Source organism: Amycolatopsis sp. NPDC048633 (assembly GCF_040650695.1).
Taxonomy (GTDB): Bacteria; Actinomycetota; Actinomycetes; order Mycobacteriales; family Pseudonocardiaceae; genus Amycolatopsis.
Genome location: NZ_JBEZHS010000025.1, coordinates 52633 through 79452 on the forward strand (window position 1 = coordinate 52633; position 26820 = coordinate 79452).

Consider the following 26820-nt stretch of genomic DNA (forward strand, 5'->3'; position numbering starts at 1 on the left):
AAGTGTGCGCGCCGCCCGGAGCGGGTACTCCCGTCGCATGGATGCCCAGAACCTCGTCGTCATCGGCAGCGGCCCGGCCGGCGTGTCGGCGGCTCGCGCCTACCGGGAAGCGGGCGGACCGGGCCCGGTCGACGTCCTCACCGCGGACACCGACCCGCCCTACGAGCGCCCGCCGCTGTCGAAGGAGTTCCTGCGCGGCGAGTCCGGCCTCCCGTCGCTGGCGGAGGACTACCTGGCCGGGCACGACATCACCGTCACCCTGGGCGACCCGGTCACGGAGCTGGGCGACGGCCGGCTCCGCACCGCCTCCGGCGTGGTCCACCGGTTCACCACCTGCGTGCTGGCCACCGGCTCCGAACCGGTCCGGCCGGAGATCCCCGGCGCCGACCACCCGGACGTCCGGACGCTGCGGTCGGCCGCCGACGCCCGCGCGCTGCGTGAGGCCGCGTCCGGGGTGCGCAGCGCGATCGTCGTCGGCGCCGGGTTCATCGGCTGCGAGGCCGCGGTCTCCCTCTCCCGGCTCGGGCTCCAGGTGACCGTCGTCTGCCCCGACGACGTCCCGCAGGAGAGGCGGCTCGGCCGCGAGGCGGGCGCGTTCCTCCTGCGCTGGCTCAAATCCGAGGGCGTCAGCGTGCTTCGCGGCACGAAGCTGCTGTCGATCGAGGGCGGCTACCGGATCCGCACCGACCTGGTGCCGATCCTCGACGCCGGCTTCGTCGTGCTCGCGACCGGCGTCCGGCCCCGGATCGAGCTGGCCGAGGCGGCGGGGCTCACCGTCGAGCGGGGCCGGATCCGCACCGACGAGCACCTGCGCACGAGCATGCCCGGCGTGCTCGCGGCGGGCGACATCGCCCTCGCCTACCACCCGGCGGCCGGCCGCGCGCTGGCCGTCGAACACTGGGGTGAAGGCCTGGCGATGGGTGAGGTGGCCGGGCGGACCGCGGCCGGTGAAGACGCCGTGTGGGACGAGGTCCCCGGCTTCTGGTCGGTGATCGGCGACCGCGTGCTGAAGTACGCCGCCTGGGGCGACGGCTTCGACCGCGCCCACCCCCTGCCGCGCGACGACGGCGGCTTCACGGTCTGGTACGAACGCGACGGCAAGACGGTCGGCGTCCTCACCCACGAAGCCGACGACGACTACGAGCGGGGCCAGGAGCTGGTCCGGCGCGGTGCCCCGGTGCCCGGGTCATAGCCAGTCCTTCTTCTTGAAGAGCGCGTACAGGCCCACCGAGAGCACCAGCACTGCGATCGTCGAGGCCCAGAAGCCGCTCACCGCGCCGTTGCCCGGGTACGGGACGTTCTGGCCGTAGAACCCGGTCACCGCGGTGGGCACCGCGATCACCGCGGCCCACCCGGTGACCTTCTTCATGATCAGGTTCAGCCGGTTGCCCTGCAGGTTCAGCTGCGTCTCCCGGATCGTGGTCACCAGCTCCCGCAGCGCCTCGGTCTGCTCCGCGGCCTGCCGGGCGTGGTCGTGGACGTCCTCGAAGTACGGGCGGGTCAGCTCGTCGGCCAGCCGCAGGTCCGGGCGCATCAGCGCGCTGACCACCTCGCGCATCGGCAGCACCACCTTGCGCAGCGCGGTCAGGCTCTTGCGCAGCCGGAACGAGCGCCGCTGCAGGTGCGACTGGTCGGGCCGGTCGTCGAACACGAGGTCCTCGAGCGCTTCGACCTGCTCGTCGAGCGACTGCACGGCCTCGTAGTGGCCGTCGACGACGAAGTCGAGCAGGCCGTGCGCCAGGAACGGGACGCCGGACTTCGCCAGCTCGGAGTTCTCGTCCCAGCGGCGGACCACCGCCTCGATGTCGAAGCCGTCGTCCTTGCGCACCGTCACCAGCGCCCGCCGGGTGAGGAACGCGGCCAGCTCGGACATCGCGACCTCGCCGGTTTCCGCGTCGAACCGCACGGCGTAGGCGGTCAGGAAGGCGTGCCCGTCGTAGCGGTCGAGCTTGGGCCGCTGGTGCTCCTGGACGGCGTCCTCGATGGCGAGCCGGTGCAGGCCCAGCTCCCCGGCGAGCTCGGTCAGGTCCGCTTCGGACGGTGCGCAGAGGTCGACCCACACCGCCGTGTCCGGTTCGGCCAGGAAGTCGGAAACGTCGGCGAGGGGGAAGTCTTCCTTGTGCAGCACGCCGTCGCGGTAGGCGCGGGTTCTCGTCATACCCCGAGGATGCCCGGCCGTGAAAGCGTTCACACGCCCGCGTAACCCGCCGGAAAGGGGGTAACCGCCGATCTTGTGAACGCTCTGCTGGCGGAGACCCCGCCGAAACCCCTGCCGTCGCCCCGCACCACCGCGTCGGTCGGCGCCGAGCTGCGCTCCCTGCACGCCGCGGGCGAGCTCGACCTGCCGTTGCCCGGCGAGGGGCGGACCGCGGCGCGCTGGGCGGCGCTGGCCTCGTTCGGCCGCCGCGACCTGACCCTGGCCCGGCTCGCCGAGGGCCACGCCGACGCCATCGCGATCCTGGCCGAGGCCGGCCGCTCCCCCACCGTTGGTGCGCTCTACGGCGTGTGGGCGGCGAAGTCCGGCGGCACCGGCGCGGTCCTGGAAGACGGCGCGCTGACCGGGACGGTCCGGTTCTGTTCCGGGCTGTCCCTGCTGGAACGCGCGCTGGTCGCGGCAGGTGACCGGCTGGTCGAGGTGGACCTCGCCGATCCCGGCGTCCGGCGGCACCCGGACGCGTGGCAGGCCGTCGGGATGGACGCCTCCGACAGCGGTGACGTGGTGTTCGATCGCGTGCCCGGAACCCTCGTCGGGCCGCCCGGCTGGTACGTGGCCCGGCCCGGGTTCGCGCTCGGCGGGGCCGGCGTCGCGGCCGTCTGGCTCGGCGGCGCCGCCGGCGTCCTCGACGGCGCCCTCGCCTACCTGCGCGACCGGGGCGCCGCGGACGAGCACCAGCTGGCCCACGTCGGCGCGATGCACACCGCACTGAGCTGCGCGGAAGCCGTGCTGGCCCAAGCCGCCTCGAATGATGTGAACGCGCTGCTCGCTGGCACCTGCCGAGCGGCGGCGGAACGCACTGCCGTCGAGGTCCTCGAACGGGCGCTCAAAGTCACCGGGCCGACCCCGGCGTGCCGTGACCGGCGCTTCGCCCAGCGGGTCGCCGACCTGCCGGTGTACGTGCGCCAGCACCACGCCGAACGCGATCTCGCCGCGCTCGGCCGCGCGGTGCTGGGCGCGGCATGATCGCGGACTGGCCGGAAGAGCCGTTCGAGCGCGCCCTCGTCGTCGCCGCGCACCCGGACGACGAGACGCTCGGGGCGAGTGGCCTCCTGCAGCGCCTGCACGCCGCCGGCACCGCGGTGACGCTCGTCGTGGCGACCGACGGCGAGGCCGCCTTCCCCGCCGCTGGTGCCGCGGAACGTCGTGAGCTGGCCCGGACGCGCCGGCGCGAACTGGCGGATTCCCTGCGGGCGCAAGGGCTCTCCGCCGTCGAGCCCGTGTGGGCCGGGCTGCCGGACTCCGGGCTGGCCGCGCACGAGGACGAGCTGACCGACGCGCTGCGTTCGCACGTGGCCGGGCACGATCTGTGCCTGATGCCGTGGCCGGACGACCCGCACCCCGACCACCAGGCCGCCGCCCGGGCCGCCTTGGCCGCGGCGCCGGTGTCCGCGCAGTGCTGGTCGTACCCCATCTGGCTGTGGCACCGGCTGCGTTCCGACGACCCGGCCATCCCGTGGAGCCGCGCGCGGTCACTGCGGCTCACGGGAGCGGAACGGGAAGCCAAGGCCGCCGCGATCGCGACGTTCACCTCGCAGCTCAAGCCCGGCCCGCGGGGCGAGGACCCGATCCTGCCGGAGGAGGTGCTGGCCCACTTCGCCGGCGGCACCGAAGTGCTCTTCCGCGAGCCGCCGCGGACATCGGCGCCGGTGAGCCGGTTCGCGTCGCTGTACGCCGCCGCGGAGGACCCGTGGTCGGTGGGGACGAAGTGGTACGAGCGGCGGAAACGGGCGATGGTGCTGGCCTGCCTGCCCGACGAGCACTACGGCACGGTCGTCGAGCCCGCTTGCGGCGTCGGGGCGCTGACCCGGGATCTCGCGGCGCGCGCCGACCGCGTGCTCGCGTTCGACCCGGTACCCGCGGCGGTGGAGCGCACGCGCGCGGCCGTCGCCGACCTGTCCCATGTGGACGTCCACATCGGAGCGGTGCCTTCGGGGATCCCCGCCGGACCGGCCGACTTGCTGGTCCACAGCGAGCTTTTGTACTACTTGGACGATGACGCGCTCGACGCCACGATCGAGGCGTCGGCGGCGGCCCTGCGGCCCGGCGGGCACCTGCTGGCCGTGCACTGGCTCCCGTGGGCGCCCGAAGCGCCGCGCGACGGCCGGGACGCGCACGCGCGGCTGCTCGCACACCCCGCGTTCGAGCCCCTGGTGGAGCACATCGACGAGCAGTTCCTGCTGCACGTGCTGAGGCGCCGGTGATCACGGCGGTGGGCGTCGTGGTGCCCGCACGGGACGAAGCTTCGTTGGTCGGTGCGTGCATACGCGCGGTGGATCTCGCGCTGCGGCGGCTGCCCGCCGGAGTCGCGGGCGCGGTCTGCGTCGTCGCGGACCGGTGCGGCGACGCGACGGCGTCCGTGGCCCGCGCGGCGTTCGGGGAGGTGCCGGGCGTGGTCGTGGTCTCCCGGTCGGCGACGACCGTCGGCGAGGTGCGCGACCTGGGCGTGGCGCGGGTCCGGGCGGTGCTGGGCGCACCGGCGGCGCGGACGCTGCTGCTGAGCACGGACGCCGACTCGCGCGTGACGCCGGGCTGGGCGCGGGCGCACCTGGCCCGGGCGCGCCAGGGCTATCACGCGATCGCGGGAACGGCGGAGCTGTCGGGCCCGTTCAGCATGTCGGCCCACGCGCTTTCGCGGTACGACGACGTCCTCGACCGCGCGCGCACGACCGAGGGACACGGGTCGGTGTACGGCGCGAACCTGGGCGTCCGGGCGGACGCGTTCGACGTGGTGGGCGGCTTCGGTCCCCGCGCGACGGGCGAGGACCACGACCTGTGGCGACGGCTCGGCCAGGCGGGCTTCCACCGCTGCTACGAGTCGGCCGCACCGGTGATCACGAGCGCGCGCCTGCACGGCCGAGCCCCGGACGGCCTGGCCACCCTGCTCCGCACCTTGGCAACGGACCCAGTCGCCTGACCAGCCACCCATCGGCCGTGTCGTCCCCGCAATCACGCGAGATGCGCCTCCAATCACGCGAGTTCCGTCTCCAGTCACGCGAGTCACGTCCCCGGTCACGCGATTCCCGCCTCCGGACACCGGCCCTACTCCTGCGCGCTTCGCTTTGTAGAGGTCCTTCGTAGAGGTTGTCGCTGTCGCCGCCGGCCGCTCGCCGCGAAGATCGCTCCTGCCGCCACTCCCGATGAGAAAGGCACCGGTGAGAGCCGCCTGGAGAATGCTTCTCGCCGCGCTCGTCGCGGCTGCCCTGCTCACCGGGGTGCCCGCCGCCGCGGAAGGGCAGGCACACGTCGTGCTCGTGGACCGGTTCCGCGACACCGTCACCCTCGCCTGCGCGAGCCACGGCGGCAAGATCGCCTGCGTCCCCGTGCACCGGGCCCGGCCCTACCTGACGGCCGTCGTCACAACCGGTCCAGCTCCGCTCGCACCGCGGCCGCGCGCTCCTCACCGCCGTACTCCCGCAGCAGCTCCAGCGCATCCGTGAGCACCTCGCGCGCCCGGTCGCGCTCCTCGAGGCCGAGGTGCGCGCGGCCCAGCTCGGCCAGCGTCATCGCCTCGTACAGCCGGACCCCGGCCTCGCGCCAGAGGTCCGCGCTTCGGCTCAGCTCCCCGACCGCGACGGCGAACCGGCCCAGCTCCCGGTGCACGATCCCGATCCGCATCCGGCCGTACGCCATGCCGCGCACGTCGCCGGTTTCCTCGCCGACGGTCACCGCTTCGGACGCATAAGCCAGCTCGCGCGCGCGGTCGCCCTGGCGCCCGTACAGCACCGCCAGGTTGACCAGGTTGAGCGTCTCGACGTGCCTCAGGCCCAGCGACCGGTTGAGCGTCAGGCCGCGCTCGCCGAAGCCGATGGCCGCGTCGACGTCGTCGCCGAGGCCGTAGACAAAGCAGAGGTTGTTGAGGATGCCCGCCAGCTGACGCTCGTCGCCGATCGCCTCCCAGTCCGCGAGGCTCCGGCGCAGGAACGCGTGCGACCGCCGGTAACCGGCCGCTTCGCCACCGCTTGCCAGCTCCGCTTCGGCGACCCCGAGGTCGTTGCGCAGCGTCGCGGCCGCGACCGGGTCGACGCCGTCGACCAGCCGCAGGGCCACCTCGTCGACCTGGATGGCGTCACGCCAGCGGGCCCGCGCACGGTGGTATTCGTACAGGCCGAGCCCGACGGCGGCGATCGCGTCGGGCGGCACCCCGGGTGTCGCGGCGGCCTGCCGCACGACCGTGACGAGCTGCGCCTGGTGCCGGTCGAGCCAGGCGAACACCTCCTCCGCGGACGCCGGTCCGGCGGCCGCCCACCGCCCGGCCGCCCAGTCGTGGCGGTGCGAAGCCGACGAGACGAGCGCCATGCTCTGCCACGCCATCGCCGCGCAGAGCTCGACGACGCGGGTGATCGCTGCCGCCCCCTCGCCGGCCGGCACCTGCTCCCGCGCGTAGAGCCGGAGCAGGTCGTGCAGCCGGTACCACCCGGGGGCGGGCGTGGTCAGGAGGTGCTCGTCGGTGAGCCGCTCCAGCAGTTCCTCCGTCTGCCGCTCCGGCGCATCGAGCAACCGGCTCGCGACGGGCACCGACAGCTCCGGGACGTCGAGCAGCGACAGGAGCGGGTACGCGCGGGCCGCGGTGTCGTCCAATGCGCCGACGGCGAGCGCGAAGCTGGTCCGGACGCCCGTTTCGTCGAGCCGTCGGCGCTCGTCGTCGAGCCGGTGCGCGAGGTGGGCGACGGGCCAGCGCGGCCGGGTCGCCAGCCGCGCGCCGACCAGGTGCAGCGCCAGCGGCAGGTAGCCGCACAGCCGCGCCACCTTCCGGGCGGCGGTCGGTTCGGCCGCGACGCGCTCGGCCCCGATTTCGGCGGCGAGCAGGCGCAACGCGTCCGCCTCGGGCAGGACGTCGAGCAGCACCTGGTGCGCCTGCGGCAGGTCCGTCAGCGCGACGCGGCTGGTGACGATCGCCGCCGAACCGCCGGCGCCGGGCAGCAGCGGCGCGACGTGCGCGACGTCGCGGGCGTTGTCGAGCAGGAGCAGCACGCGCTTCGAAGCGAGCAGCGTCCGGAAGCGGGCCGACGCGGAGTCGAGCGACAACGGCTTCGGCGGCTCGCCCCCGAGCTCGCGGATGAGCCGGTCGAGCAGGTCCAGGGGATCCGCTGGGTCGGCGGCGTGTCCGCGCAGGTCCAGGTGTAGCGAGCCGCCGGGGAAGCGCCGCGCGAGCCGGTGCCCGGCTTCGAGGGCGAGCGCGGTCTTCCCGACGCCCGCCATCCCGGCGATCGCCACCACGACGCCCTGACGCGGCTCGCCGAACAGCCCCAGCACCCGGTCGAGCTCGACGTCCCGGCCGGTGAACGTCGCGATCCCGCCGGGCAGCTCCCGCGGGACGACGTCCGCGCGCGCCGGGCTTCCGGGCCGGGCGGCCGCGGCGGCGAACTCCGCGCGTTCGTCCGCGGCGAGGCCCAAGGCGTCGGCGAGCCGGTCGAGGGTGGCGCGCTGCGGGTAGCGGCGGTCACCCCGTTCGAGCGCGCCGACAGCCTGACCGCTGAGCCCGGACTTCTCGGCCAGCGCCTCCTGGGTCAGCTCCGCGGCGCGCCGAAGACGGCGCAGCCGAGTGCCGAACGACTCCATCCCCGCCCCTCCTCCGGGAACGAGGATCACATGCCGGAGCGGGCGAACACCAGGAGCCGTGCATTGTCGCCGAAGATCGTATCGCTTATCGTATACGACACTGCTCCCCTCCCGATGCTGCGAGGTGACCCCGTGCCCGCCCCCACGACCCTCATCGCCCGTGACTTCACCGAGTTCCGAACCGCGGTTTCGCAGTCGTTCGTCCCGCTCCAGGTCACCGAGGGCGGCGACGGCTTCCGCGGCCGGATCCGCTCGTCGGCCGCCGACGGGGTCCAGGTCTCCGAGGTCACCGCGTCGCCCCACGTCGTCGAGCGCACGCCGGAGCTGATCGCCCGCGGCGAACGGCGGTACTACAAGCTGAGCCTGGTCCTCGCCGGCACCAGCCTGCTCGTGCAGGACGGCCGCCAGGCCGTGCTCCGCCCCGGCGACGTCGCCCTCTACGACACCCACCGGCCCTACTCGCTGGTGTTCGAAGAAGACTTCCGCACCCTCGTCGTGATGTTCCCGCAGCGGCTGATCGACCTGCCCGCCGAGCTCGTCGGCCGGCTCACCGCCGTGCGCATGTCGGGCAAGGAGGGCGTCGGCAACGTCGTCGTGCCGTTCCTCGCCCAGCTCGGCGGCAACCTCGACCAGCTGGCCGGCCCGGCGGGCGCGCGGCTCGCCCACAGCGCCGTCGACCTGCTCTCGACGCTCGTCGCCACCGAACTGGACCTGGCGAACGAAGACCCGCACCACGAGCTGATGCGCCGGATCCGCGCGCACATCGACGCGAACCTGTCCTCGGCCGACCTCGGCCCGGCGCGGATCGCCACCGAGCACTTCATCTCGACGCGGCACCTGCACGGGCTCTTCCAGGAGCAGGGCACCACCGTCGCCGGCTGGATCCGGGCGCGGCGGCTCGAGCACTGCCGCCGCGACCTGCTCGACCCGGTGCACGCCGGCCGCCCGGTCGCGGCCATCGCCGCGCGCTGGGGGTTCGTCGACGCCGCGCACTTCAGCCGGGTGTTCAAGAGCGCGTTCGGCCGCGCGCCGAGCGAGCTGCGCCGCGAGTTGACCGTCAGCGACCGGTAGTTGCCCCGCAGCGCGTGACCGCTCGCCGGGCGGGCCGCTCCGTGGCGACGATGAGGCCATGCCCGAAGCCCCCACCGACGGCTGGCGCACCTACGACGAGTTCGCCGCCGGGATCGCCACCTACCGCCTGCCGGACGCCGACCTCACCGGCCGGGACGTCACGATCACCCTCGACGACGGCGAAGTCGTTTCCCTGAGCTTCAAGGACTCCGAGCACGTCGTCTGCAACGGCGTCGAGGATCCGTACGACGCCGTCGCCGTGCGCGACGACGTCCTCTTCGTGAACCTGCCCCTCACCAGCGTCGACGGCGAAGCTTTGACCGTCGTCTACTCGACGACGTCCCATCGCGCGCTCGCCGTCCGCTCGGCGATCGGCGCGGAAGACGTAGTTCCCCGGGTCTCCCAGAGCTTCCAGTCCGGCGTCACGGACGGGGGCACGCCGTCCGGCGTCGCGCCCGGGCCGTCGCGCGACCTCATCGGCAAGCGCAACCTCTACCGCTACAGCCCCGAGCACCTCTACGAGCACATCTACGTCTCATCGGAGCGCATCCAGTTCCCCGGCGCCACCGAAGGTCTCCCGGTCGAGCGGCCGGCGGCGTTCTCCGACGACCGGTCCTACTTCCTGTTCGCGGTGCTCGTCCTGGTCGCCTGCGGGCTGCTCGTGCACTTCCTGCGCCACGGCCGCTGGGGCAGCAGCTGGCACCTCGTCGCGTTCTCCGAACGCGGCACGGCGGCCGTCGGCGCCGGCGTGCGGACGTCGAAGCTGACGGCGTTCGCGGTCAGCGCCGCGCTCGGTGGTGTCAGCGGCGGCCTGCTCACCGGCCAGGTCGGCCTCGCCTTCCCGGCGAGCTTCACCGCGATCCAGTCGCTCGCGCTGTACGTGCTGGCGATCATGTCCGGCGCGCACCTGATCGACATGGCGGTGTTCGGGGCGCTGCTCTGGGTCGCGGTGCCGGAGCTGCTGAAACGCTGGGGCGTGCCGCAGGACTGGGGGTTCGTGATCTTCGGCGTGCTCGGCATCCAGGCGCTGGCCGGCCGCGGCAACCTCGGCACGGCCGTCCGCAATCTCCGGCACCGGTCCCGGGTGCCGGCCGGTGTCGGCCGCACGGACGTCGCGGAGGTTCCGCCCCTGCCGCCGGGCGAGCCGGTACTGGAGGTACGCGGGCTGAGCGTCCACTTCGGTCACGTCAAGGCGTTGTCCGAAGTGGACATCTCGGTTCCCGAACACGGGATTCTCGGTGTGATCGGGCCGAACGGCGCCGGGAAGTCCACTTTGGTCGACGTCGTCAGCGGCTTCCTGCCGCGGGCGACCGGGACCGTGACGCTCGACGGCCGTCCGCTGACCGGCTCACCCACCCGCCGGGCCCGGCGCGGGCTGCGGCGGACGTTCCAGCAGGACCGCGTCCCACCCGGCCTGACGGTGGGCGCGTACGTCCGGTTCGTCGCCCGGCGGCGGCTCCCCGGCACCGAGGTCGCCGACGCGCTCGAGTTCTTCGGCTGCCCGCCGGCGCGGACGCCGCTGTCCCGGGTGGACGCCGGCGCGCGTCGGCTCGTCGAGGTCGTCGGGCACCTGCTGGCCCGGCCGCGGGTACTGCTGCTCGACGAGCCGGCGGCCGGCCTCCCGCATGAAGAGCACGTGGCGTTCGGGCGGCGGCTGCGGCAGGTGCCGGCACGGTTCGGGGTGTCGGTCCTGCTCATCGAGCACGACCTCGACCTCGTGCGGTCGGTGTGCGACCGCCTGACGGTGCTCGACTTCGGCGAGGTCCTGGCGAGCGGGCCGCAGGCCGACGTGCTGGCCGACCCGGCCGTCCTGAAGGCGTACATGGGCGAAACGGAGCTGCTGTGACGGCGTTGCGCGTCGACGGTCTGACGGTGAAGCGCGGCGCGGGCCCGGTGATCCGGGACGTCGGGTTCACGCTGGAGCCCGGCCGGATCACGGCGCTGGTCGGCCCGAACGGCGCCGGCAAGACGAGCCTCCTGGAGGCCGTGTCGGGCGTGGTGCCTTGTGCTGCCGGCCGCGTGCACGTCGGTGACGTCGACGTCACCCGGCACTCGCGGGTGGCGCGGGCCCGGCTCGGGCTGGCGCACATCGAGCAGGGGCGGGCGGTGTTCCCCGGGCTGACGGTGCTGGAGAACCTCCGCCTGACCGCGCGCACGCCGGACCGGCTCGACGCCGTGCTTTCCCTCTTTCCCGAGCTGGCCAAGCGGCGGGACTCCCCCGCGGCGCTGCTGTCCGGGGGCGAGCAGCAGATGGTGGTGCTGGCGCGGGCGTTCGCGGCACGCCCGGCGTTCCTGCTCATCGACGAGATGTCGCTGGGACTGGCGCCGGTGGTGTTCACGCGTCTGCTTCCGGTGGTGACGCAGTTCGCGTCCGAGGGGGCGGCGATCCTGCTGGTGGAGCAGTTCACGCACCTGGCTTTGGGCGTCGCTCAGGACGCACTGGTGGTCTCCTCCGGCCGCGTCACGTACTCCGGCGACGCGCAGACTCTGCTGGACTCCCCCGCGACGCTGCACTCGGCCTACCTGGGGTCGTGAGCCGTCACATCCCGGCGCGTTCGAACGCCAGGGTCGGGAGGTCGACCGCGTGGGCGCCGCCGTCCGCGACCAGGACCGCGCCCGTGATGTACGACGATTCCGCCGAGCCCAGGAACCGGACCACCGCGGCGATCTCCTCGGGCTCGGCCGGGCGGCGCAGCGGGACCTCCGCCGTCACTCGGCGGTAGCCCACGTCGTGCCCGCCCGTGAAGCCGGCCGCCGCCGCGAACTCGTCCATCTCCGCGTCCGCCATCGGGGTGCGGACCCAGCCCGGGCAGACGGCGTTCGCGCGCACCCCGCGCGGCCCGAAGTCGCGGGCGATCGAGCGGGTCAGGCCGATCAGCGCGTGCTTGGCCACCGTGTACCCGGCGACGTTCGGCCCGGCGAACAGCCCGGCCAGCGACGACACCACCACGACCTGCCCGCCGGTCTCGACCAGCGATGGCAACGCCGCCCGGCAAAGCACGAACGCGCTCGACAGGTTCGAGCGCAGCGCGAGCTCCCAGTCGTCGTCGCCGGTGTCGACGACCGACCGGAACCCGTGACCACCCGCGTTGGCGACCACGACGTCCAGCCGCCCGTACCGGCCGGCGATCTCGGCGACGGCCCGTTCGGCGTCGTCGCGCACGCTCGCGTCACAGGCGATGACGTGCGCGCCGGTCTCCGCGGCGATCTTCTCGAGGGGCTCGCGACGTCGTCCCAGCACGACGACCCGCGCCCCTTCGCCCGAGTAGCGCCGGGCGACCGCCGCACCGATGCCGGTGCCGCCACCGGTGATGGCGACGACCCTCTCCGATATGTCCACTGTGGATCCTTTCCTAGGCGGGGAACAGCACCTGCCGGGCGACGTCTTCGGCCTGCTGCGCGGGAAACGCCGGATCGCCGAGGTCTTCGCGGGCCCCCTCCTCCCGGAACGCCCGCACACAGGCCAGCCCGATCCCCGCCGGTTCAGTTCGTATGCCCCCATCCTCACCGCCGGGCGCCGTGGCGGGGTTGGCGTCGAGCGCAGCCTTGTTGTCCGCCGCCGCACGGGCGGTTCCGCGCGCCGGGCCGGCGCGGGAGACTGCCCAGGGTGAGCACACTTTCGGACACCTCCACCTGGCTCCCCCTCGACGGCCTCGCCCCCGGGTTCGACGCGAACAAGGCCCCCGTGTCCGGCGACCTGGACGGCCGCGAGTTCGTCCTGCGCGACGACGACGGACCGGTCTTCACCCGGGACGGCGCGGAACCCGCCGAGACGTTCCTCGTCGACGACGGGCTGTACTACGTCCAGCTCCACCCCGGCGACGCCCGCGAGGCCGTGTCGCTGTTCCTTGACGTGCGCGACGGCCGCGCCCTGGTGGTCACCACCCGGATCGGCGAGGCCGGGACCCCGCGCGTCACCCAGGAGTTCCGGCCGGCGACGATCGACGGCATCGACGTGCGCGGCGAGCCGATGGCGCCCAGCACCGCGCTGATCGGGCGCCGCGTGCTGTGGGTCTACAGCGAACAGCACGCCTACGAACACCTCTACCTCAGCCCGCACTGGTACACGTGGCAGTGCCTGGCCGGACCCGAGCGCGGGCTCGCCGACACCGACGAGAACACCGTGTACCGGGTGCGGCCCGGGATCCACGTTTTCACCTGGCGGGAAAAGGTCATCCCGTGCGCGTCGGTGACGGTCGCCGACCACCGCGACGCCCGCCGCCTGCGTTCGCACGGTGTCCTCTTCGGACTCGACGCTTCCGGCGAAAAGACAACGCACTTCACCTTCGGCGCGCACGGCCGCCTGCTGAGCACCACCGTCCACCCCGGACACCTCGACCCGGCGGAGAGCTGATCGTGGCCGCCGACCTCGTCGTCACCAACGCCGTGGTGTACACAGTGGACGCTACCCGGCCGTGGGCGTCGGCGCTGACCGTCACGGGCGGGAAGATCGTCGCGCTCGAAGACGTAGACCGCGGACCGGCCACCGAAGTGCTGGACGTCGGCGGGGCGTTCATCATGCCGGGCCTCGTCGACGTGCACAACCACCACGCGCTGGCCGGGCGCGCCGACCTGTTCGAACTGACCTTCGGCGCGGACGCGAGCCTCGGCGACATCCTCGACGCGGTCCACGCGCGAGCCGCGTCGCTGGGCCCGGACGAGTGGCTGACCGGCGGGGCGTGGGCGTCGACCCTGGTGCCGACGATGTCGTCCGCGTCCGCCCGGCAGGCGCTCGACAAAGCGGCGGGAGGGCGCCCGGTCTCGCTCACCGACGACAGCCGCCACAACCGCTGGGTGAGCAGTAGAGCCCTGGAGCTGGCCGGGATCACCGCGGCGACGCCGGATCCGCCCGGCGGCGTGATCGTCCGGGACGGCGGTTCGCCCAGCGGGCTCCTGCTGGAAGCCGCGGGCGTACTCGTCGAGCGGGTGACCGGCAGCCTGACTCCTCTGCAACATCGCCGCGCATCCCAGCGGGCGATCGAGATCCTGCACGGCTTCGGCGTCACGGCGTTCCAGGACGCGGGCGTCTCGACCGACATCCTCGAGGCGCTGCGCTCACTGGACGCCGCGGGCGAACTGGACGCGTGGGTGGTGTCATCGCTGCTGGTCAACGACCCGATCTTCGGCTTCGACCCGATCGGCACGCCGCTGCTGGAGGTCGCCGACCGCTACCGCACGGAGCACCACCGCCCGGACTTCGTGAAGATCTTCCTGGACGGCGTCCCCCCGACGCGCACGGCGGCGTTCCTCGAGCCATACCTCCCCGACGACGTCCACGGCGCCTGCTTCCACGGCTCGACGACGATGCCACCCGAGGAGCTGACAGACTGGCTGCTCAAGGCGGCTTCGGCAGGTCTGTCGGCGAAGGTCCACTGCACCGGGGACGCGTCGGTGCGGCAGTTCTTGGACGCGGTGGCGCGGGTGCGCGCGGCGGGGTACACCTCGACCCGGTTCCAGTTAGCGCATGGGCAGTTCGTGCACCCGGACGACGTCCCGCGGTTCGCTTCTTTGGGCGTGGCTGCGGATATCTCGCCGTTCCTGTGGGTGCCGGGGGTCATTCCTTCGGCCATCGCTGCCGTGTTGCCGGCTTCGCGCGCCTCTCGGATGCAGCCGAATCGGGCTCTGGTGGACAGTGGTGCGCTGGTCGCGGGTGGGTCGGACTGGCCGGTCAGTGAGTCGCCTAATGCTTGGGAGGGCATTGCTGGTCTTGTGACCCGGTCGGACCCGTACGGTCGGTCGCCGGGTGCGTTGTGGCCTGAGCAGGCTCTTACCTTGGCCGAGGCCATCGAGGTTTTCACTCTTGGTGGGGCTCGGGCTTGTGGGCTTGATGATGTCGCTGGGGCTTTGACTCCTGGGCGGGCTGCGGACTTCGTTGTTCTTGATCGGGATCCTTTCCGGAGTTCCTCTGTGGGGGATACTCGTGTTGTCGAGACTTGGTTTGGTGGGCGGCGCGTTTTTTAGAGATACGGCTTCGCCGGGGCGTGGGAAATCGGCGCTTCGTGTTGTTGCTCCCGCTCGGTGCGGGAGCGCCGATCCCCCACGCTACGGTGCCCCTGCCGAACTTATAGTGGATCACCCTGTCGTGTGATGCCCGTGCGTTCGACTGGCGGTAATCTTGTTGTGTGGACAGCGAAGCGGTGTGGAAAGCAGATGCGGTGGCCTTGGCCGATCGCATCTCTGCGCTGCTCACTGTTGTGCGGTCTGCCGAGGCTGAGATCGGTTCGCTGCTCGTGGAAATCGAGTCCCGCGGTGTCATGGAACTCTTCGGATACCGGTCTGCAGCCCGACTTTTCGAGCATCTCGCCGATGTTCCCAAGTCTGCCGCCGAAACCGTGGTCAAACGAGCTCGGGCTCTCACCTCTGGTCGCAACCTCGACGGCACTCCGATCCCCGCGGTAGCTCCCGCCACCGGCGCAGCTGCCACGGATGGCCGGTTGAGCACCCCGATGATCGACACCATCGTCGGTGTAGTGACTCAACTTCCGCCCGAACATCGCGATGAGGCCGAACAGCACCTCCTGACCTTCGCCGAGGATGCCGGCCACAAGCAGGTCGCAGCGTTGGGTGCCCGCATCGTGGCCCACCTCGACCCCGACGGCGCCGAACCCGACACGACCGAACCGGCCACCCCCAGCCGGGAACTGTCGTTGCGCCGCAAAAAAACCGGGGTGTGGGAGCTGAACGGCCGCTTCGACGATGAGACCGGCACCCGCACCAGCGCTCTGTTGGACTCCCTGGCCCAACGCCGCACCACCGACGAGGGCCCAGACCTACGTTCGCCGCAGGAACGTTACGGCGACGCCTTCTCCGACGCGATCGACCTGGCGTTCAACTCCCCAGACCTGCCGATGCAGGCCGGTGAACGAGCCCACGTGATGATCGCGGTGTCATTGGCGGACCTGAAGTCCGGCGTCGGCGGGGCCGCTCTCGGCGACACCGGCGCCACATCCAAGACTGGCGCCGGCCGGGCAACCATCGGCAACCTTGGCGCCTCGCCTACGGCTGGTGCCAGCCAGGCCACCCTCGGCAACCTTGGCACCGCGCCTAAGGCTGGCGCCGGCCGGGCCACCCTCGGCGATCTTGGCACGATGTCCGCCGCCGAGGCCCGGATCCACGCCTGCGACTGCATGCTCATCCCCGCGGTGCTGGGCACCAAGAGCGAGCCTCTCGACATCGGCCGCCAACGCCGCCTGATCTCAACCCCACTCCGCCGAGCGCTGTACCTGCGCGACCGCGGCTGTGCCTTCCCCGGCTGCCACCGCCCACCCCGCCACTGCCAGGGTCACCACATCCGCCACTGGGCCGACGGTGGACCCACCGAGCTGGGCAACCTGGTCCTGATCTGCGCCCACCACCACCACCGGCTGCTGCACCGTTCCGGCTGGCAGGTCCGGATCGCCGCCGACGGCTTGCCCGAGTTCCTGCCGCCGGTGTTCCTGGACCGGCGCCGAAAACCCAGGCGCAACAACCTCCACCAACCGCTGCCCTTCGCAGCCTGAGCATGGGAAAGGCCCGCAGCCACTGGCTACGGGCCTAGACCCACGCCCGCGATACCAGCCATCGGAGCCCACACCACCTGGGGCCGCCGGACGGAACGAACAAATCCCAGCCCTCAGCAGCCGCAGCCACCAGCACCGGTCTTCACCCCAGGGACCACGGCACCAGCCGCCGAAACCCGACAGAGCCGCACAGGCTCATCCACCCGCGGGCCGCCTCTCCCCCGCCGTGCCGGCAACCTCTGAGCTTCCAACCCAGGAGCCGCCAGTCAGCCGCAGCTGCCGGCACCTGCTTGCACCTGCGACAGCGATTCCGCAGAGCCCACCGGCCGGAACTCCGACAAACCGCAGCAACCCCTCCACCCGCGGACCACCCATCCAAGGGCATCAGCAACCTGAGGCCTCCGCACCCACAGGCCGACCCGCATCCATCGACTCCAACCCGCGCCAGCTGCCCACCGAGCAACCGCTCCAAGCCGCGCCAGTCCAACCCGCGCCAGCCCGACCAGCTGCCCACTCGAGCCCATCAGCAGCCGCCGAGCTGCTGGCCGCCACCGACCGGCACGCACCCCACCAGACACGCCCCAACCCCCACTCGGTACCCACCGGCAGTTTCTCCTACACTGGTAGAGAATCAGGAGGTACCAGGTGCCCAAGATCATCGACCACGACCAGCGGCGCAGGGACATCGTCGATGTCACCTGGGACCTCATCGTGCGTGGGGGGATCGAAGCCGCGACCATGCGGGAGATCGCCGCCGCTGCCGGGTTTGCCAATGGGGCGCTCAAGCTGTACTTCCCCAGCAAAGAAGACATCATCGCCGCCACCTACGAACGCGCGCTCGACATGATGCGTCAGTACGTCGAGCTCGAGGGCCTTCGTGGGCTGCCGGCACTTCGTGAGATCTGTGTTTCCTCCATGCCGATCGACGAAGAGCGCATCACCGCCGGGCGCGTGCTGATGATCTTCTGGCAGATGTCGCTGGGCAACCGGACGATGCACGACAAGTACCTCGAGCACGTCCGCGAATGGCGGGGACTCCTGCACCGCTTCCTCGCCGAGGGCCGCGAGGACGGCGACGTCCTCACCACCACCCCGGACGAGCAGATCGTCGACGAGATCGTCCTGCTCAACGCCGGCGCCAACGTCATGAGCCTGGTGGCGGGTGAGTTCTCTACCGTCGAGCTCCAGCACCGGCACCTGGAGTCCCTCCTGGGTAGGCTCACCCGCCCCTGACCGTCAAGCGAAGATCCTCCGCAGGTAGGCAGCCACTTCGGCGTGCGATCGCGGCGACGCCGGCAGGTCCGTGTACAGCCCGTAGAAGCCGTGGATCTGCCCCGCGTACCGGTGGACATCCACCTCGACACCCGCGTCGGCGAGCCGCGAACCGAACGCCTCGCCCTCGTCGCGCAGGACGTCGTACTCCGCCGTCAGCACCAGCGCCGGCGGCAGGCCCGACAGATCCTGGCACCGCGAAGGCAACACATACGGGTCGTCCCAAGAGTCCGGGACGTACTGGGCGAAGAAGAACCGCATCGCGTCCGCCGTCATGCCGTAGCCAGTCGCGAAGTCCGCGTACGACGCGAACCCGTCGTCAGGGTGGCTGAACACCGGGCAGATCAGCACCTGGGCCGCGATCGGTGGTCCGCCGCGGTCCCGCGCCATCAGGGAGACCACTGCGGACAGGTTGCCGCCCGCGCTCTCGCCGCCGATCGCGATCCGAGAAGGGGCTACGAGAGGTCCGGCACCGCCGGCGGCCAGCCATTCCAGCGCCGCGTAACAGTCCGAAGGCGCCGCTGGATAAGGATCTTCCGGCGCGAGCCGGTACTCGACCGCCGCCACCGCGACCGATGCCGCGGCGCACACCGCCCGGGAGGCGACCTCGTTCTCGTCGATCGAGCCGATCGTCCAGCCACCTCCGTGGATCCAGAGGAACACCGGCACCGGCCCCGAAACCTCCGGCAGGTACAGCCGCACCCGGAGGCCACCCACAAGGTAGTGGTCGGTCACGGACGCGACCGGCGCCACTGCACCCGGCTCCGGCCGGGACGCAGCGAAAGCCGCTCGCAGCTCCACGGCCGTCAGCGGCCGATCGGGACCTTCGGGGCCGCGGGAAAGCAGCTCTCGCACAGCGGGGTCGAGGCCCATGCTCACACCGCCTCCGCGACGAGGACCCGCGGCGAACCCGGCAGCGTCAGCCGGTCCACCGTCCGCCACCCGGCGCCGGACAGCCAGTCCCGGACGTCCGCCTCCGGGTACACCACCGTGCCGTCGATGACCAGGTACTCCCCCGCGTGCAGCGCGTCGAGCGGGCGGGGCACCGCGTCTTCGTCCAGGAAGAAGTCGAGCAGCAGCAGACGCGCGCCCGGCGCCGCCGCGGCCCGCGCGTGGCGCAGGATCGCCCGGTTCTCCTCCACCGTGAACCGGTGCACCACGTGGTTCACCATCACCAGGGTGAACTCGCCGTCGGGCTCGGCTTCGGGCGTCGGGGCCCCACAAACAGCAGTCCGGTCCGAGAAGGGAGCAACTGCCGCGGTCACCGACGGCACCGACCGCGGGTCGTACACGAACGTCGCGTGCAGGACGTCGTTGGCCCGCAGCGCTTCCAGCGCGAACGCGGCCGAAAGACCGCCCAGGTCCAGGAGGTTCTTGTAGCCTTCGAAGTCGAACGCGCGCGCCAGCTGCCGAGCGTGTAGGTCGTTATACACCATCACCCCGCCGAGGAACGTGTCCCAGCGGTCGCCGGTGAGGTCGAGGTCGCCGGGCTCGCCGCTGTCGGCGGTGTGCGCGAACTGCTGCCAGTGGGGGTAGCTGATCGTCTCGAGGAACGTCAGGAAGGGCGCCAGGTCCAGGCCGTCTCCCCCGAAGTACGCGGCCGTGTCCGACGTCAGCGCGTAGTGGCCGTCCACACGGGACAACAGGCCGAGCGAAGCCAAGGTGTCACCGAGGATCCGGGTGATCTTCTCCGGCCGTCCTGTCCGCGAGGCCAGCTCCGCGGCGCTCAGCGGGCCGGCGGCCAGCGCCGGGAACAGGCCGATCCGGTTGGCGGCGAAGAGCTGCTGGGCGGCCATGTGGCCCACCGCGATGTCCACGATCCGTTCCGGCGTGGCTGGGGTCGTCGTCACGTCGTCCTCCTTCTGTTCGACGCGGACACTCTACATGCGTAGATAAACGAGTCCAGTGCCGGTTTTCCGCACGCAGCAACGGAAATATCAACTTCCTACGTTTGTAGAATAAAACCATTGACACGCCTTCCCGGGAGTGTCAACATGCGTAGAACTACCCCTGCCGGTGCCCGGCAGTCCGGCCCGCCCGTCGCGGCGGGCGCGAGGAAGGGGAATCCATGACGCTGCTCGAAATCCGGGACCTCACCGTCGGTGTCGTCACCGGGGACGCCGAGCGCGAACTCGTGCGGGAGCTGTCCGTCGATCTCGAGCAGGGGCGGACGCTCTGCGTCGTCGGCGAATCCGGCAGCGGAAAGACCGTGACCGCCTTGTCGATCATCCGCCTGCTCGAGTTCGTCGCCCCGGTCCGCACCCGCGGCGAGATCGCGGTTGACGGCGTGGACATCACGAAGCTGCCCGCCGACGCGATGCGCGCCTACCGCGGCCCACGGATCGGCATGATCTTCCAGGAAGCCCTCGACTCGCTGAACCCCGGCCGCCGCGTCGGCGGGCAACTGGTCGAGGCCTACCGCGAGGCCGGGTCGCTGCCCGGGCAGGCAGCCCGCCGCGGCAGCCCGCTGCGCAAGCGGGCCGAGGCCAAAGCCTGCCGGCTGCTCACCGAAGTCGGGCTCGCCGACACCGACCGGATCCTGCGGCTCTACCCCCACCAGATGTCCGGCGGCATGCAGCAGCGCGTGATGATCGCGCTCGCGTTGATGGCCGATCCCGACCTGCTCATCGCCGACGAGCCGACCACCGCCCTCGACGTCACCACCCAGGCGGAGATCCTCACGCTCTTCGACCGCGTGCGCCGAGACCACGGCACCGCCTGCGTCTTCATCACCCACGACATGGGCGTCGCCGCGCAGGTCGCCGACCGGATCGCGGTGATGTACCGCGGCCGCCTGGTCGAAACCGGTTCGCGCGACGACATTCTGACGCGGCCCCGGCACCCCTACACCCGGGCGCTGCTCGGCTGCGTGCCGCAGCTCGGCGTCAGCCGCCGCGACGGCTTCCCGACCATCTCCCCCGCGCTGCTCGAAGCCGCGATGGCCGGCGGACCGGCCGAAGCCGTCGAAACCCGGGCCCTGAAAGCACAGCGATGCACGGACCACGAAGGCACTCCGCTGACCGTCAGCGCGGTGTCCAAAGTGTACGGCCGAAAAGGACGGGTGCACGCCGTGCGCGACGTCTCCCTCGAGATCCCGCCGGGCGAGTTCCTCGGTCTGGTCGGCGAGTCCGGCTCCGGCAAGTCCACCCTCGGCCGGCTGGTGAGCGCCCTCGAACCGCCGACCTCGGGCACGGTGGTCTTCGGCCCGCACGGGATCACGCCCTCCGGGCTGACCGGCGACGAACGGGCGTTCCGCCGGCGCGTCCAGCTGATCTTCCAGGATCCCCAGAGCTCGCTCGATCCCCGCCACACCGCCGCGCGGATCATCGCCGAGCCGCTCAAGGAGCTGACCCCGCTGCGCGGCGCCGAACTCGACCGGCGCGTCGCCGACCTGATCGACGAGGTCGGCCTGCCGGAGGACACCGCGGGCAAGCTCCCCTCCCAGCTGTCCGGCGGACAGCGCCAGCGCGTCTCGATCGCCCGCGCCGTCGCCGCCGGGCCGGACCTGATCGTCGCCGACGAGCCGACGTCCGCGCTGGACGTCTCGGTGCAGGGCCAGGTGATGAACCTGCTGCTGGACCTGCGCCGCACCCGCACGCTCAGCCTGCTGTTCATCACCCACAACCTCAGCCTCGTGCTGTCGGTGGCCGACCGCGTCGGCGTGATGTACCGGGGCGAGCTGATCGAGACCGGCACTCCGGACGAGATCCGCCTCTCCCCGCGCCACGACTACACGCGCCGGCTGCTCGCCGCGAACCCCGACCTGCCCGCCCTCCCCCACACAGGATCGACGCGCCCATGAAGAGAATCCCTTTGCTTGCCGCCCTCGCCGCCGCGGGCACGCTGCTCGCCGGCTGCATGGGCAGCGCCGGAACCCCGGCCGCCGCCGACAGGCCGCCGGTCCGCGGCGGCAACCTCACCGTCGCCGTCCCCACCGATCCGCAGTCGCTCGACATGGTCGCCAACCCCGGCCAGGTCACCGCGCAGATCGGCAACATGATGTACGAGAAGCTGTTCGAGGTGGACCAGCACTTCGTCGCACGGCCGATGCTCGTCGACACGTTCGCCACCAGCCCGGACCGGCTGACCTACACCTTCAAGCTCCGCCAGGGCGTCACGTTCCAGGACGGCAACCCGCTGACCGGCAGCGACGTCGTCGCGAGCCTGCAGCGCTGGCAGAAAAGCCACCGCACGGGCCAGCTGGTCACGCCGGACATCGACGCGATCGCCGCACCGGATCCGGCGACGGTCACCATCCACCTCAAGCGGCCGCGCTACCCGCTGATCGACGAGCTGGCCGGCGCGGGCACCGAGATCTACGAGGCGAAGAACCTCGCCGGCCTGCCCGCCACCGGCTTCGCCCAGGACAAGGCGATCGGCACCGGCCCGTACAAGCTCAAGAGCTGGGACATCGGCCAGCAGCTGGTGCTGGAGCGCTACGACGGCTACAAGTCACGGTCCGAAGAGGACTGGGGCGGCCAGGCCGGCGCCAAGCACGCCTACCTCGACACGGTCACCTACAAGATCGTCGGCGACCAGGACGCACTGGTCAACGGCCTGCAGACCGGCCAGTGGGACCACGCGATGCCGGCCGACGACCAGTACGAACAGCTCAAGGCCAACCCGAACCTCGTCGTGCACAACCTGCCCGGCGGGAACGAGAACGTCATCATCCCCAACTTCAACCCCGGGTCGAAGTTCGCCGACCCGCGGGCCCGCGAGGCGCTGAACCTGCTGCTCGACAAGCCGGCCATCAACGCCGCGACCGGTGGCAGCAAGGACCTCACCATCGAGACCGGCGCGTTCGCCTCCCCGGACAACAAGGCGTCCTACTCGACCGCCGGCGACGACGTCTACCGGCAGCACGACCCGGCGCGCGCGAAGCAGCTGCTCGCCGACGTCGGGATCACCGCCGAGGCCACGATCCACATCGTCACCACCAACTCCTACCCCGAGTTCGGCAAGTGGGCCGTGCTCATCCAGGACGAGCTCGGCAAGATCGGGCTCCAGGTCAAGATCGACACCTACGACTTCGCCACCATGCTCGGCACCCTCACCAAGGACCCGGGTGGCTGGGACATCACGACGCTGTTCTTCGACTCGTCGCTGACCTCGCCCGCGCAGATGCCCGCGCTCACGCTCGGCACGCTGAACGGTTCGTCGTCGCCGGAGCTGGACGGGCTGCTGGCCGAGTTCAACGCTTCGACGACTCCGGAGCAGGCCAAGGCCGTCATCGACAAGCTGCAGGCCTTCACGTGGAAGCAGCTGTCGGTGATCACGCTCAGCCAGTCGAAGCTTTACGCGGCCTACACCCCACGGTTGAAGGGCTACGGCGACTTCTACCGCGTGTTCTGGAACTCCTGGCTGGCCGCATGACCGGCGTGCTGCTGCGCCGGCTGCGCGACCTGGTGATCATCCTGGTCATCGTCGGCACGATGATGTTCTTCGTCATCCGGCTGATCCCCGGCGACCCGGCTCAGGCCATCCTCGGCCCCACCGCGCGCCCGGCCGACGTCGCCGCGCTGCGCTCGAGCATGGGACTCGACGGTTCGCTGGGGCAGCAGTACCTGACCTGGGCCGGGCACGTGCTGCGCGGCGACTTCGGGACGTCGATCACCTACCACCAGCCGGTGCTCGACGTCGTCGCGAGCCACATCGTGCCGACATTGACGCTGGCCGTGCTCTCCACGGTCATCAGCTTCGTCCTGTCGGTCGCGATCACGGCGTGGCAAGCGGTTTCGCCGCGCAACCCGCTCGCCCGCGCGCTCGACCGGGTGTCGGCGCTCGGCATGGCGATGCCGGACTTCTGGATCTCGCTGGTGCTCGTGCTCGTCTTCTCGGTGACACTGCGATGGTTCCCCTCCAGCGGCTACCACGACCTGCTGACCGATCCGGTGGCTGCGGTGCCCGCGCTGGTGCTGCCGGTGACGGTGCTCGTCATCGGGCAGACGGCGCTGTTCGTGCTCACCCTCCGCGAAAGCGTGCTCGGCGAACTCCCGCTTGCCTACCTGCGCACCGCGCGCGTCAAAGGCCTGCCCGAACGGCGGGTGCTGCTGAAGCACGTCCTGCCCAACGCGCTGATGCCGCTGGTGACGCAGCTCGGCAGCAACTTCGCCATGCTGGTGGGCGGGATCGTGATCATCGAGTCGATCTTCGTCGTGCCGGGGCTCGGCCACCTGCTCATGGGCGCGGTGTCCACTCGCGACTTCCCGCTGATCCAGGGCGTGACGTTGTTCGTCGCGGTGCTGTTCGTCGTGGTCAACCTGCTGGTCGACCTGTCGTACGCGCTGCTCGACCCGAAGGTGCGTGTCGCGTGAGCCGTAACCGCACCCTCGTGATCGGCTCGCTGCTGCTGGGCCTGGTCGTGCTCGCGGTCATCGTCCTGCCGTTCTTCCTGCCGAGCGTCAGCGCGACCGACCCGGTGCACCGGCTGCTGCCGCCGTCGGCCGACCACCCGCTGGGCACCGACTCGTTCGGCCGGGACGTGCTCGCCCGGCTGGTGTCCGGCGGGCGCGCGTCGCTCGGGCTGTCCGCGCTGATCACGCTCTGCGCGGCCGTCACCGGCATGGTGATCGGCCTGGTCAGCGGCTTCTACCGGACGGCCGACGCGATCCTGATGCGGCTGATGGACGCGTGGATGTCGTTCCCGGCGATCATCCTCGCGACGGCGCTGGCCATCGCGCTCGGCGCGAGCATCTGGACCGAGCTCATCGCGCTGACGGTGATCTTCACGCCGTTCACCGCGCGAATCATCCGCAGCCGCGTGCTCGGCGTCGCCGGCCGGCAGTACATCGGCGCCGCGCGCGTGTCCGGGATGAGCCGCGGCAAGATCCTGCTGGTGCACGTGTTCCCCAACGTGCTGCCACTGGCCCTGGTCCAGGTCGTCATCCTCGCCGCGGCCGCGATGCTCGTCGACGGCGCGATGAGCTTCCTCGGCCTCGGCATCGCCCCGCCCACCCCGACCTGGGGGAACATGATCGCCGATGGCCGGTCCTACCTGGTCACCGCGCCGTGGCTGGTGGTCGTGCCGGGCGTGACGATCATGCTCTGCGTGTTCCTGCTCAACCTCATCGGCTCCGCGCTGCGGATCGCCGTCGACGCCCGTGCCCGCACGCTCGGCGAGCTGCAGCGCCTGCGCGTGCGCCGTCCCGTGTGAGAAAGGACCCTCTTGCCCCAGACCTCCTTGGCCGTACGCCGGTTCGCGCCCGTCGGTCCCCCTGCCGGTCCCCCGGTGCTGCTCCTGCACGGCTTCGCTTCCGACGGCCCGACCGACTGGGTCAGCACCGGCTGGCCGGCGGCGCTCACCGAGTCCGGCCGCCCGGTGCTCGTGCCCGACCTGCCGGGCCACGGCTCGAGTCCGGCGCCCGCCGACGCCACCCCCGAAGCCGTGGTGGGAGAACTGGCCCGGGCGGTCGGCGAGGTGTCCGAAGTGGACGTCGTCGGGTACTCGCTGGGCGCGCGGCTGGCGTGGGAGCTGCCCGCGCTGCTGCCGGTCCGGCGGCTGGTGCTGGGCGGGATCAGCCCGCACGAGCCGTTCGGCGCGGTCGACGTCGAGGCGGCGCTGGCCTTCGCCGGTGGCGGGAAGCTCCCCGCCGACCCGCTGACCGCCGCGATCGCCCGGATGATCACCGCGCCGGGCCGTGACCCGGCCGCCCTGGCCCGGTGCATCGAGGGTCTGCGGCGCGAGCCGTTCGCACCGCGGGCCGGGACGATCACCGTGCCGACCCGGTTCGTCGCCGGCCGGGACGACCCGATCAGCGGCGGCATCGAGCAGCTCGTGCGGCTGGTGCCGGGCAGCGAGCTGCTCACGGTCCCCGGCGACCACGGTGCGGCGCTGCGCGGTGCGCCGTTCCGCATCGCGGCGCTCACGTTCCTCGACGTGCCGTAGCCGGTCGCTCGGCCGCGGCGGGAAAGTCCCGGCTGGTCCGGATCGGACTGGCGAGGATGATCGCGGTAGCGGCGACGAACACGCCCATCAGTGCCCACATCGTCCCGCGCGTCCCGGCCCAGGCACCCAGGCCACCGGCGAGCAGGGCGCCGGCCGCGCTCGAGGCGCTCGCCAGCAGACTGCCGGTGGCGACGACGCGGCCGCGCACGTCCCGCGGCGGGTAGCTCTGGCGAAAGCTCGCCGCGATGACGTTCGTCGTCACGACCGCCGCGCCGAGAGCGACCCCGCCGAGGCCCGGCAGCACCAGGCCGGGGCCGGAGGTGGCCAACGGGATGAGGAAGCCGAACGGAGCCAGGGTCAGCAGGGCGACGACCAGACCCCGTGCCGTGCCCCACCGCCGCGCGAGCCACCCGGCGACGGCCGCGCCGAGTACGCCGCCGATCCCCGGCGCCGCCACCAGGAGTCCCACGGCCGCCGGGGCGACCCCCACCCCCTGCACGAAGAAGACGACCTGGATCGCCTGGTAGCCCGTCAGCGCGAGGTTGGCGACCGCGCTGAACAAGGCCAGGGGACGCAGGTACCGGTCGCGCGCGACCCACCGCAGGCCGTCGGCGATCTCTTCCCGCACCGTAGTCCGCCGCCGGGTGACGGGCCGGCGTGGCTCCCGCGCGGCGATCGCCGACAAGCACGCCGCGGAGACCAGGAACGTCACCGCGTCGAGCACCAGGCCGGACACCACGCCCACCCACTGCGCGAGCACGCCCGCCAGACTGCGTCCCGCGATCAGGGCGACGGACTCGCTGCCCTGCAGCTTCGCGTTCCCCTCCGGCAGGTCGGCCACCGGGACGAGCACCGGGAGGTACACCCGGTACGCGGTGGAGAACACGACGCTGCACGCGCCGGTGAGGAACGCGACGACGACCAGGTGGCCGACGGTCAGCAGGTCGAGCCAGGCCGCGATCGGCACGCTGAGGAACAACAGTGCCGAGACACCGTCGCAGACCAGCATCAAGGGCCGGGCCGGAAGGCGGTCGACCCACACTCCGGCCGGGAGACCGAGGACCAGCCACGGTACCCAGACGGCGGCGGCGATCAGGCCGACGGTGAAGGGGCCGGCGTGCAGCACGAGTACGGCCACCAGGGGCAGCGCCACCGTGGTCACGTTGCTGCCCAGCCGGCTGGTCGTCTCACCCAGCCACAGCAGGCGGAAGTCGCGGTGCCGCCACAGGCCGCCTCGCGTAGTCGCCGTCACCTGCCGCCTCCCCACGGTGTTCCGCCAGTATGGGCGAGGCGATCGGCGCCGGAACCGGGTT

23 protein-coding genes are annotated in these 26820 nt (G+C 72.0%); 16 read left to right on the top strand and 7 right to left on the bottom strand.

Going from position 1 to position 26820, the window contains the following annotated elements; genetic code table 11:
* Nucleotides 1-37 precede the first annotated feature (37 nt).
* Nucleotides 38-1192, top strand: coding sequence for an FAD-dependent oxidoreductase (locus AB0C38_RS33990; RefSeq protein WP_360681453.1), 1155 nt, complete (start codon nt 38-40; stop codon nt 1190-1192).
* On the opposite strand, the gene AB0C38_RS33995 is transcribed toward AB0C38_RS33990, so the two are convergent.
* Nucleotides 1187-2158 carry a magnesium transporter CorA family protein gene (locus AB0C38_RS33995; RefSeq protein WP_360681455.1) on the bottom strand — a complete coding sequence of 324 codons (972 nt, stop codon included), beginning with the start codon at nt 2156-2158 and terminating at the stop codon, nt 1187-1189. The two genes, AB0C38_RS33990 and AB0C38_RS33995, sit on opposite strands and share 6 nt — an antisense overlap.
* 75 nt (nt 2159-2233) lie before the next feature.
* Here AB0C38_RS33995 and AB0C38_RS34000 point away from each other — a divergent pair, with 75 nt between their 5' ends.
* From AB0C38_RS34000 to AB0C38_RS34010, 3 genes are read left to right on the top strand one after another with little or no spacing between them, the layout of a single operon-like run.
* On the top strand, nt 2234-3181 hold the full coding sequence (locus AB0C38_RS34000) for an acyl-CoA dehydrogenase family protein (RefSeq protein ID WP_360681457.1): 948 nt from the start codon (nt 2234-2236) through the stop codon (nt 3179-3181).
* A complete protein-coding gene (locus AB0C38_RS34005; protein WP_360681458.1) occupies nt 3178-4419 on the top strand; it encodes a PIG-L family deacetylase in 1242 nt (413 codons plus the stop codon). The genes AB0C38_RS34000 and AB0C38_RS34005 overlap by 4 nt, the downstream gene beginning before the upstream one ends.
* On the top strand, nt 4416-5132 hold the full coding sequence (locus tag AB0C38_RS34010) for a glycosyltransferase (protein ID WP_360681460.1): 717 nt from the start codon (nt 4416-4418) through the stop codon (nt 5130-5132). Before AB0C38_RS34005 ends, AB0C38_RS34010 begins: the two co-directional genes overlap by 4 nt.
* Nucleotides 5133-5572: 440 nt before the next feature.
* Here the strand turns inward: AB0C38_RS34010 and AB0C38_RS34015 are convergent, their stop codons facing one another.
* Nucleotides 5573-7777 (bottom strand): helix-turn-helix domain-containing protein, encoded by a 2205-nt coding sequence (locus AB0C38_RS34015; RefSeq protein ID WP_360681462.1) that lies wholly within the window; start codon nt 7775-7777, stop codon nt 5573-5575.
* Nucleotides 7778-7891: 114 nt separating this feature from the next.
* Between AB0C38_RS34015 and AB0C38_RS34020 the strand changes: the two genes are divergently transcribed.
* Genes AB0C38_RS34020 through AB0C38_RS34030 form a run of 3 tightly spaced genes read left to right on the top strand, consistent with a single transcriptional unit; the run spans nt 7892 to nt 11383 of the window.
* The gene (locus AB0C38_RS34020; RefSeq protein ID WP_360681464.1) at nt 7892-8848 is read left to right on the top strand and encodes a helix-turn-helix domain-containing protein; all 957 of its coding nucleotides are present in this window, start codon (nt 7892-7894) and stop codon (nt 8846-8848) included.
* Nucleotides 8849-8906: 58 nt separating this feature from the next.
* Complete coding sequence (locus tag AB0C38_RS34025; protein ID WP_360681466.1) at nt 8907-10694, top strand: ATP-binding cassette domain-containing protein; 1788 nt, start codon at nt 8907-8909, stop codon at nt 10692-10694.
* Complete coding sequence (locus AB0C38_RS34030) at nt 10691-11383, top strand: ATP-binding cassette domain-containing protein (protein WP_360681468.1); 693 nt, start codon at nt 10691-10693, stop codon at nt 11381-11383. The genes AB0C38_RS34025 and AB0C38_RS34030 overlap by 4 nt, the downstream gene beginning before the upstream one ends.
* A 4-nt stretch (nt 11384-11387) precedes the next feature.
* Here the strand turns inward: AB0C38_RS34030 and AB0C38_RS34035 are convergent, their stop codons facing one another.
* Together AB0C38_RS34035 and AB0C38_RS34040 are read right to left on the bottom strand one after the other, a co-directional pair.
* Nucleotides 11388-12188 (bottom strand): SDR family oxidoreductase, encoded by an 801-nt coding sequence (locus AB0C38_RS34035; protein ID WP_360681470.1) that lies wholly within the window; start codon nt 12186-12188, stop codon nt 11388-11390.
* Between the two features lie 13 nt (nt 12189-12201).
* Nucleotides 12202-12465 carry a hypothetical protein gene (locus tag AB0C38_RS34040; RefSeq protein WP_360681599.1) on the bottom strand — a complete coding sequence of 88 codons (264 nt, stop codon included), beginning with the start codon at nt 12463-12465 and terminating at the stop codon, nt 12202-12204.
* Between AB0C38_RS34040 and AB0C38_RS34045 the strand changes: the two genes are divergently transcribed.
* From AB0C38_RS34045 to AB0C38_RS34060, 4 genes are all read left to right on the top strand, one after another.
* A complete protein-coding gene (locus AB0C38_RS34045; protein ID WP_360681595.1) occupies nt 12447-13202 on the top strand; it encodes a MoaF C-terminal domain-containing protein in 756 nt (251 codons plus the stop codon). The genes AB0C38_RS34040 and AB0C38_RS34045 overlap by 19 nt on opposite strands.
* A gap of 2 nt (nt 13203-13204) precedes the next feature.
* Nucleotides 13205-14809, top strand: a complete 1605-nt coding sequence (locus AB0C38_RS34050) for an amidohydrolase (RefSeq protein ID WP_360681472.1) — start codon at nt 13205-13207, stop codon at nt 14807-14809.
* A 161-nt stretch (nt 14810-14970) separates the two neighbouring features.
* Nucleotides 14971-16347: a DUF222 domain-containing protein gene (locus AB0C38_RS34055; RefSeq protein WP_360681474.1), complete on the top strand. Its 1377-nt coding sequence runs from the start codon at nt 14971-14973 to the stop codon at nt 16345-16347.
* A gap of 645 nt (nt 16348-16992) precedes the next feature.
* Nucleotides 16993-17580 carry a TetR/AcrR family transcriptional regulator gene (locus AB0C38_RS34060; protein ID WP_360681475.1) on the top strand — a complete coding sequence of 196 codons (588 nt, stop codon included), beginning with the start codon at nt 16993-16995 and terminating at the stop codon, nt 17578-17580.
* A 3-nt stretch (nt 17581-17583) separates the two neighbouring features.
* Here the strand turns inward: AB0C38_RS34060 and AB0C38_RS34065 are convergent, their stop codons facing one another.
* Together AB0C38_RS34065 and AB0C38_RS34070 are read right to left on the bottom strand one after the other, a co-directional pair.
* Complete coding sequence (locus AB0C38_RS34065) at nt 17584-18492, bottom strand: alpha/beta hydrolase (RefSeq protein ID WP_360681476.1); 909 nt, start codon at nt 18490-18492, stop codon at nt 17584-17586.
* Between the two features lie 2 nt (nt 18493-18494).
* On the bottom strand, nt 18495-19469 hold the full coding sequence (locus AB0C38_RS34070; RefSeq protein ID WP_360681478.1) for a methyltransferase dimerization domain-containing protein: 975 nt from the start codon (nt 19467-19469) through the stop codon (nt 18495-18497).
* 218 nt (nt 19470-19687) lie between these two features.
* Here AB0C38_RS34070 and AB0C38_RS34075 point away from each other — a divergent pair, with 218 nt between their 5' ends.
* The 5 genes from AB0C38_RS34075 (at nt 19688) to AB0C38_RS34095 (ending at nt 25507) form a co-directional block, all read left to right on the top strand.
* The gene (locus tag AB0C38_RS34075) at nt 19688-21421 is read left to right on the top strand and encodes an ABC transporter ATP-binding protein (RefSeq protein WP_360681480.1); all 1734 of its coding nucleotides are present in this window, start codon (nt 19688-19690) and stop codon (nt 21419-21421) included.
* Entirely contained in the window at nt 21418-22995 is a 1578-nt protein-coding gene (locus tag AB0C38_RS34080) for an ABC transporter substrate-binding protein (protein WP_360681482.1), read from the top strand. Before AB0C38_RS34075 ends, AB0C38_RS34080 begins: the two co-directional genes overlap by 4 nt.
* Nucleotides 22992-23936: an ABC transporter permease gene (locus AB0C38_RS34085; RefSeq protein ID WP_360681484.1), complete on the top strand. Its 945-nt coding sequence runs from the start codon at nt 22992-22994 to the stop codon at nt 23934-23936. The genes AB0C38_RS34080 and AB0C38_RS34085 overlap by 4 nt, the downstream gene beginning before the upstream one ends.
* Nucleotides 23933-24775: an ABC transporter permease gene (locus AB0C38_RS34090; RefSeq protein WP_360681486.1), complete on the top strand. Its 843-nt coding sequence runs from the start codon at nt 23933-23935 to the stop codon at nt 24773-24775. The genes AB0C38_RS34085 and AB0C38_RS34090 overlap by 4 nt, the downstream gene beginning before the upstream one ends.
* Nucleotides 24776-24850: 75 nt before the next feature.
* A complete protein-coding gene (locus AB0C38_RS34095; RefSeq protein ID WP_360681488.1) occupies nt 24851-25507 on the top strand; it encodes an alpha/beta fold hydrolase in 657 nt (218 codons plus the stop codon).
* Here the strand turns inward: AB0C38_RS34095 and AB0C38_RS34100 are convergent.
* The gene (locus AB0C38_RS34100) at nt 25485-26759 is read right to left on the bottom strand and encodes an MFS transporter (RefSeq protein WP_360681490.1); all 1275 of its coding nucleotides are present in this window, start codon (nt 26757-26759) and stop codon (nt 25485-25487) included. The genes AB0C38_RS34095 and AB0C38_RS34100 overlap by 23 nt on opposite strands.
* Nucleotides 26760-26820: the final 61 nt, after the last annotated feature.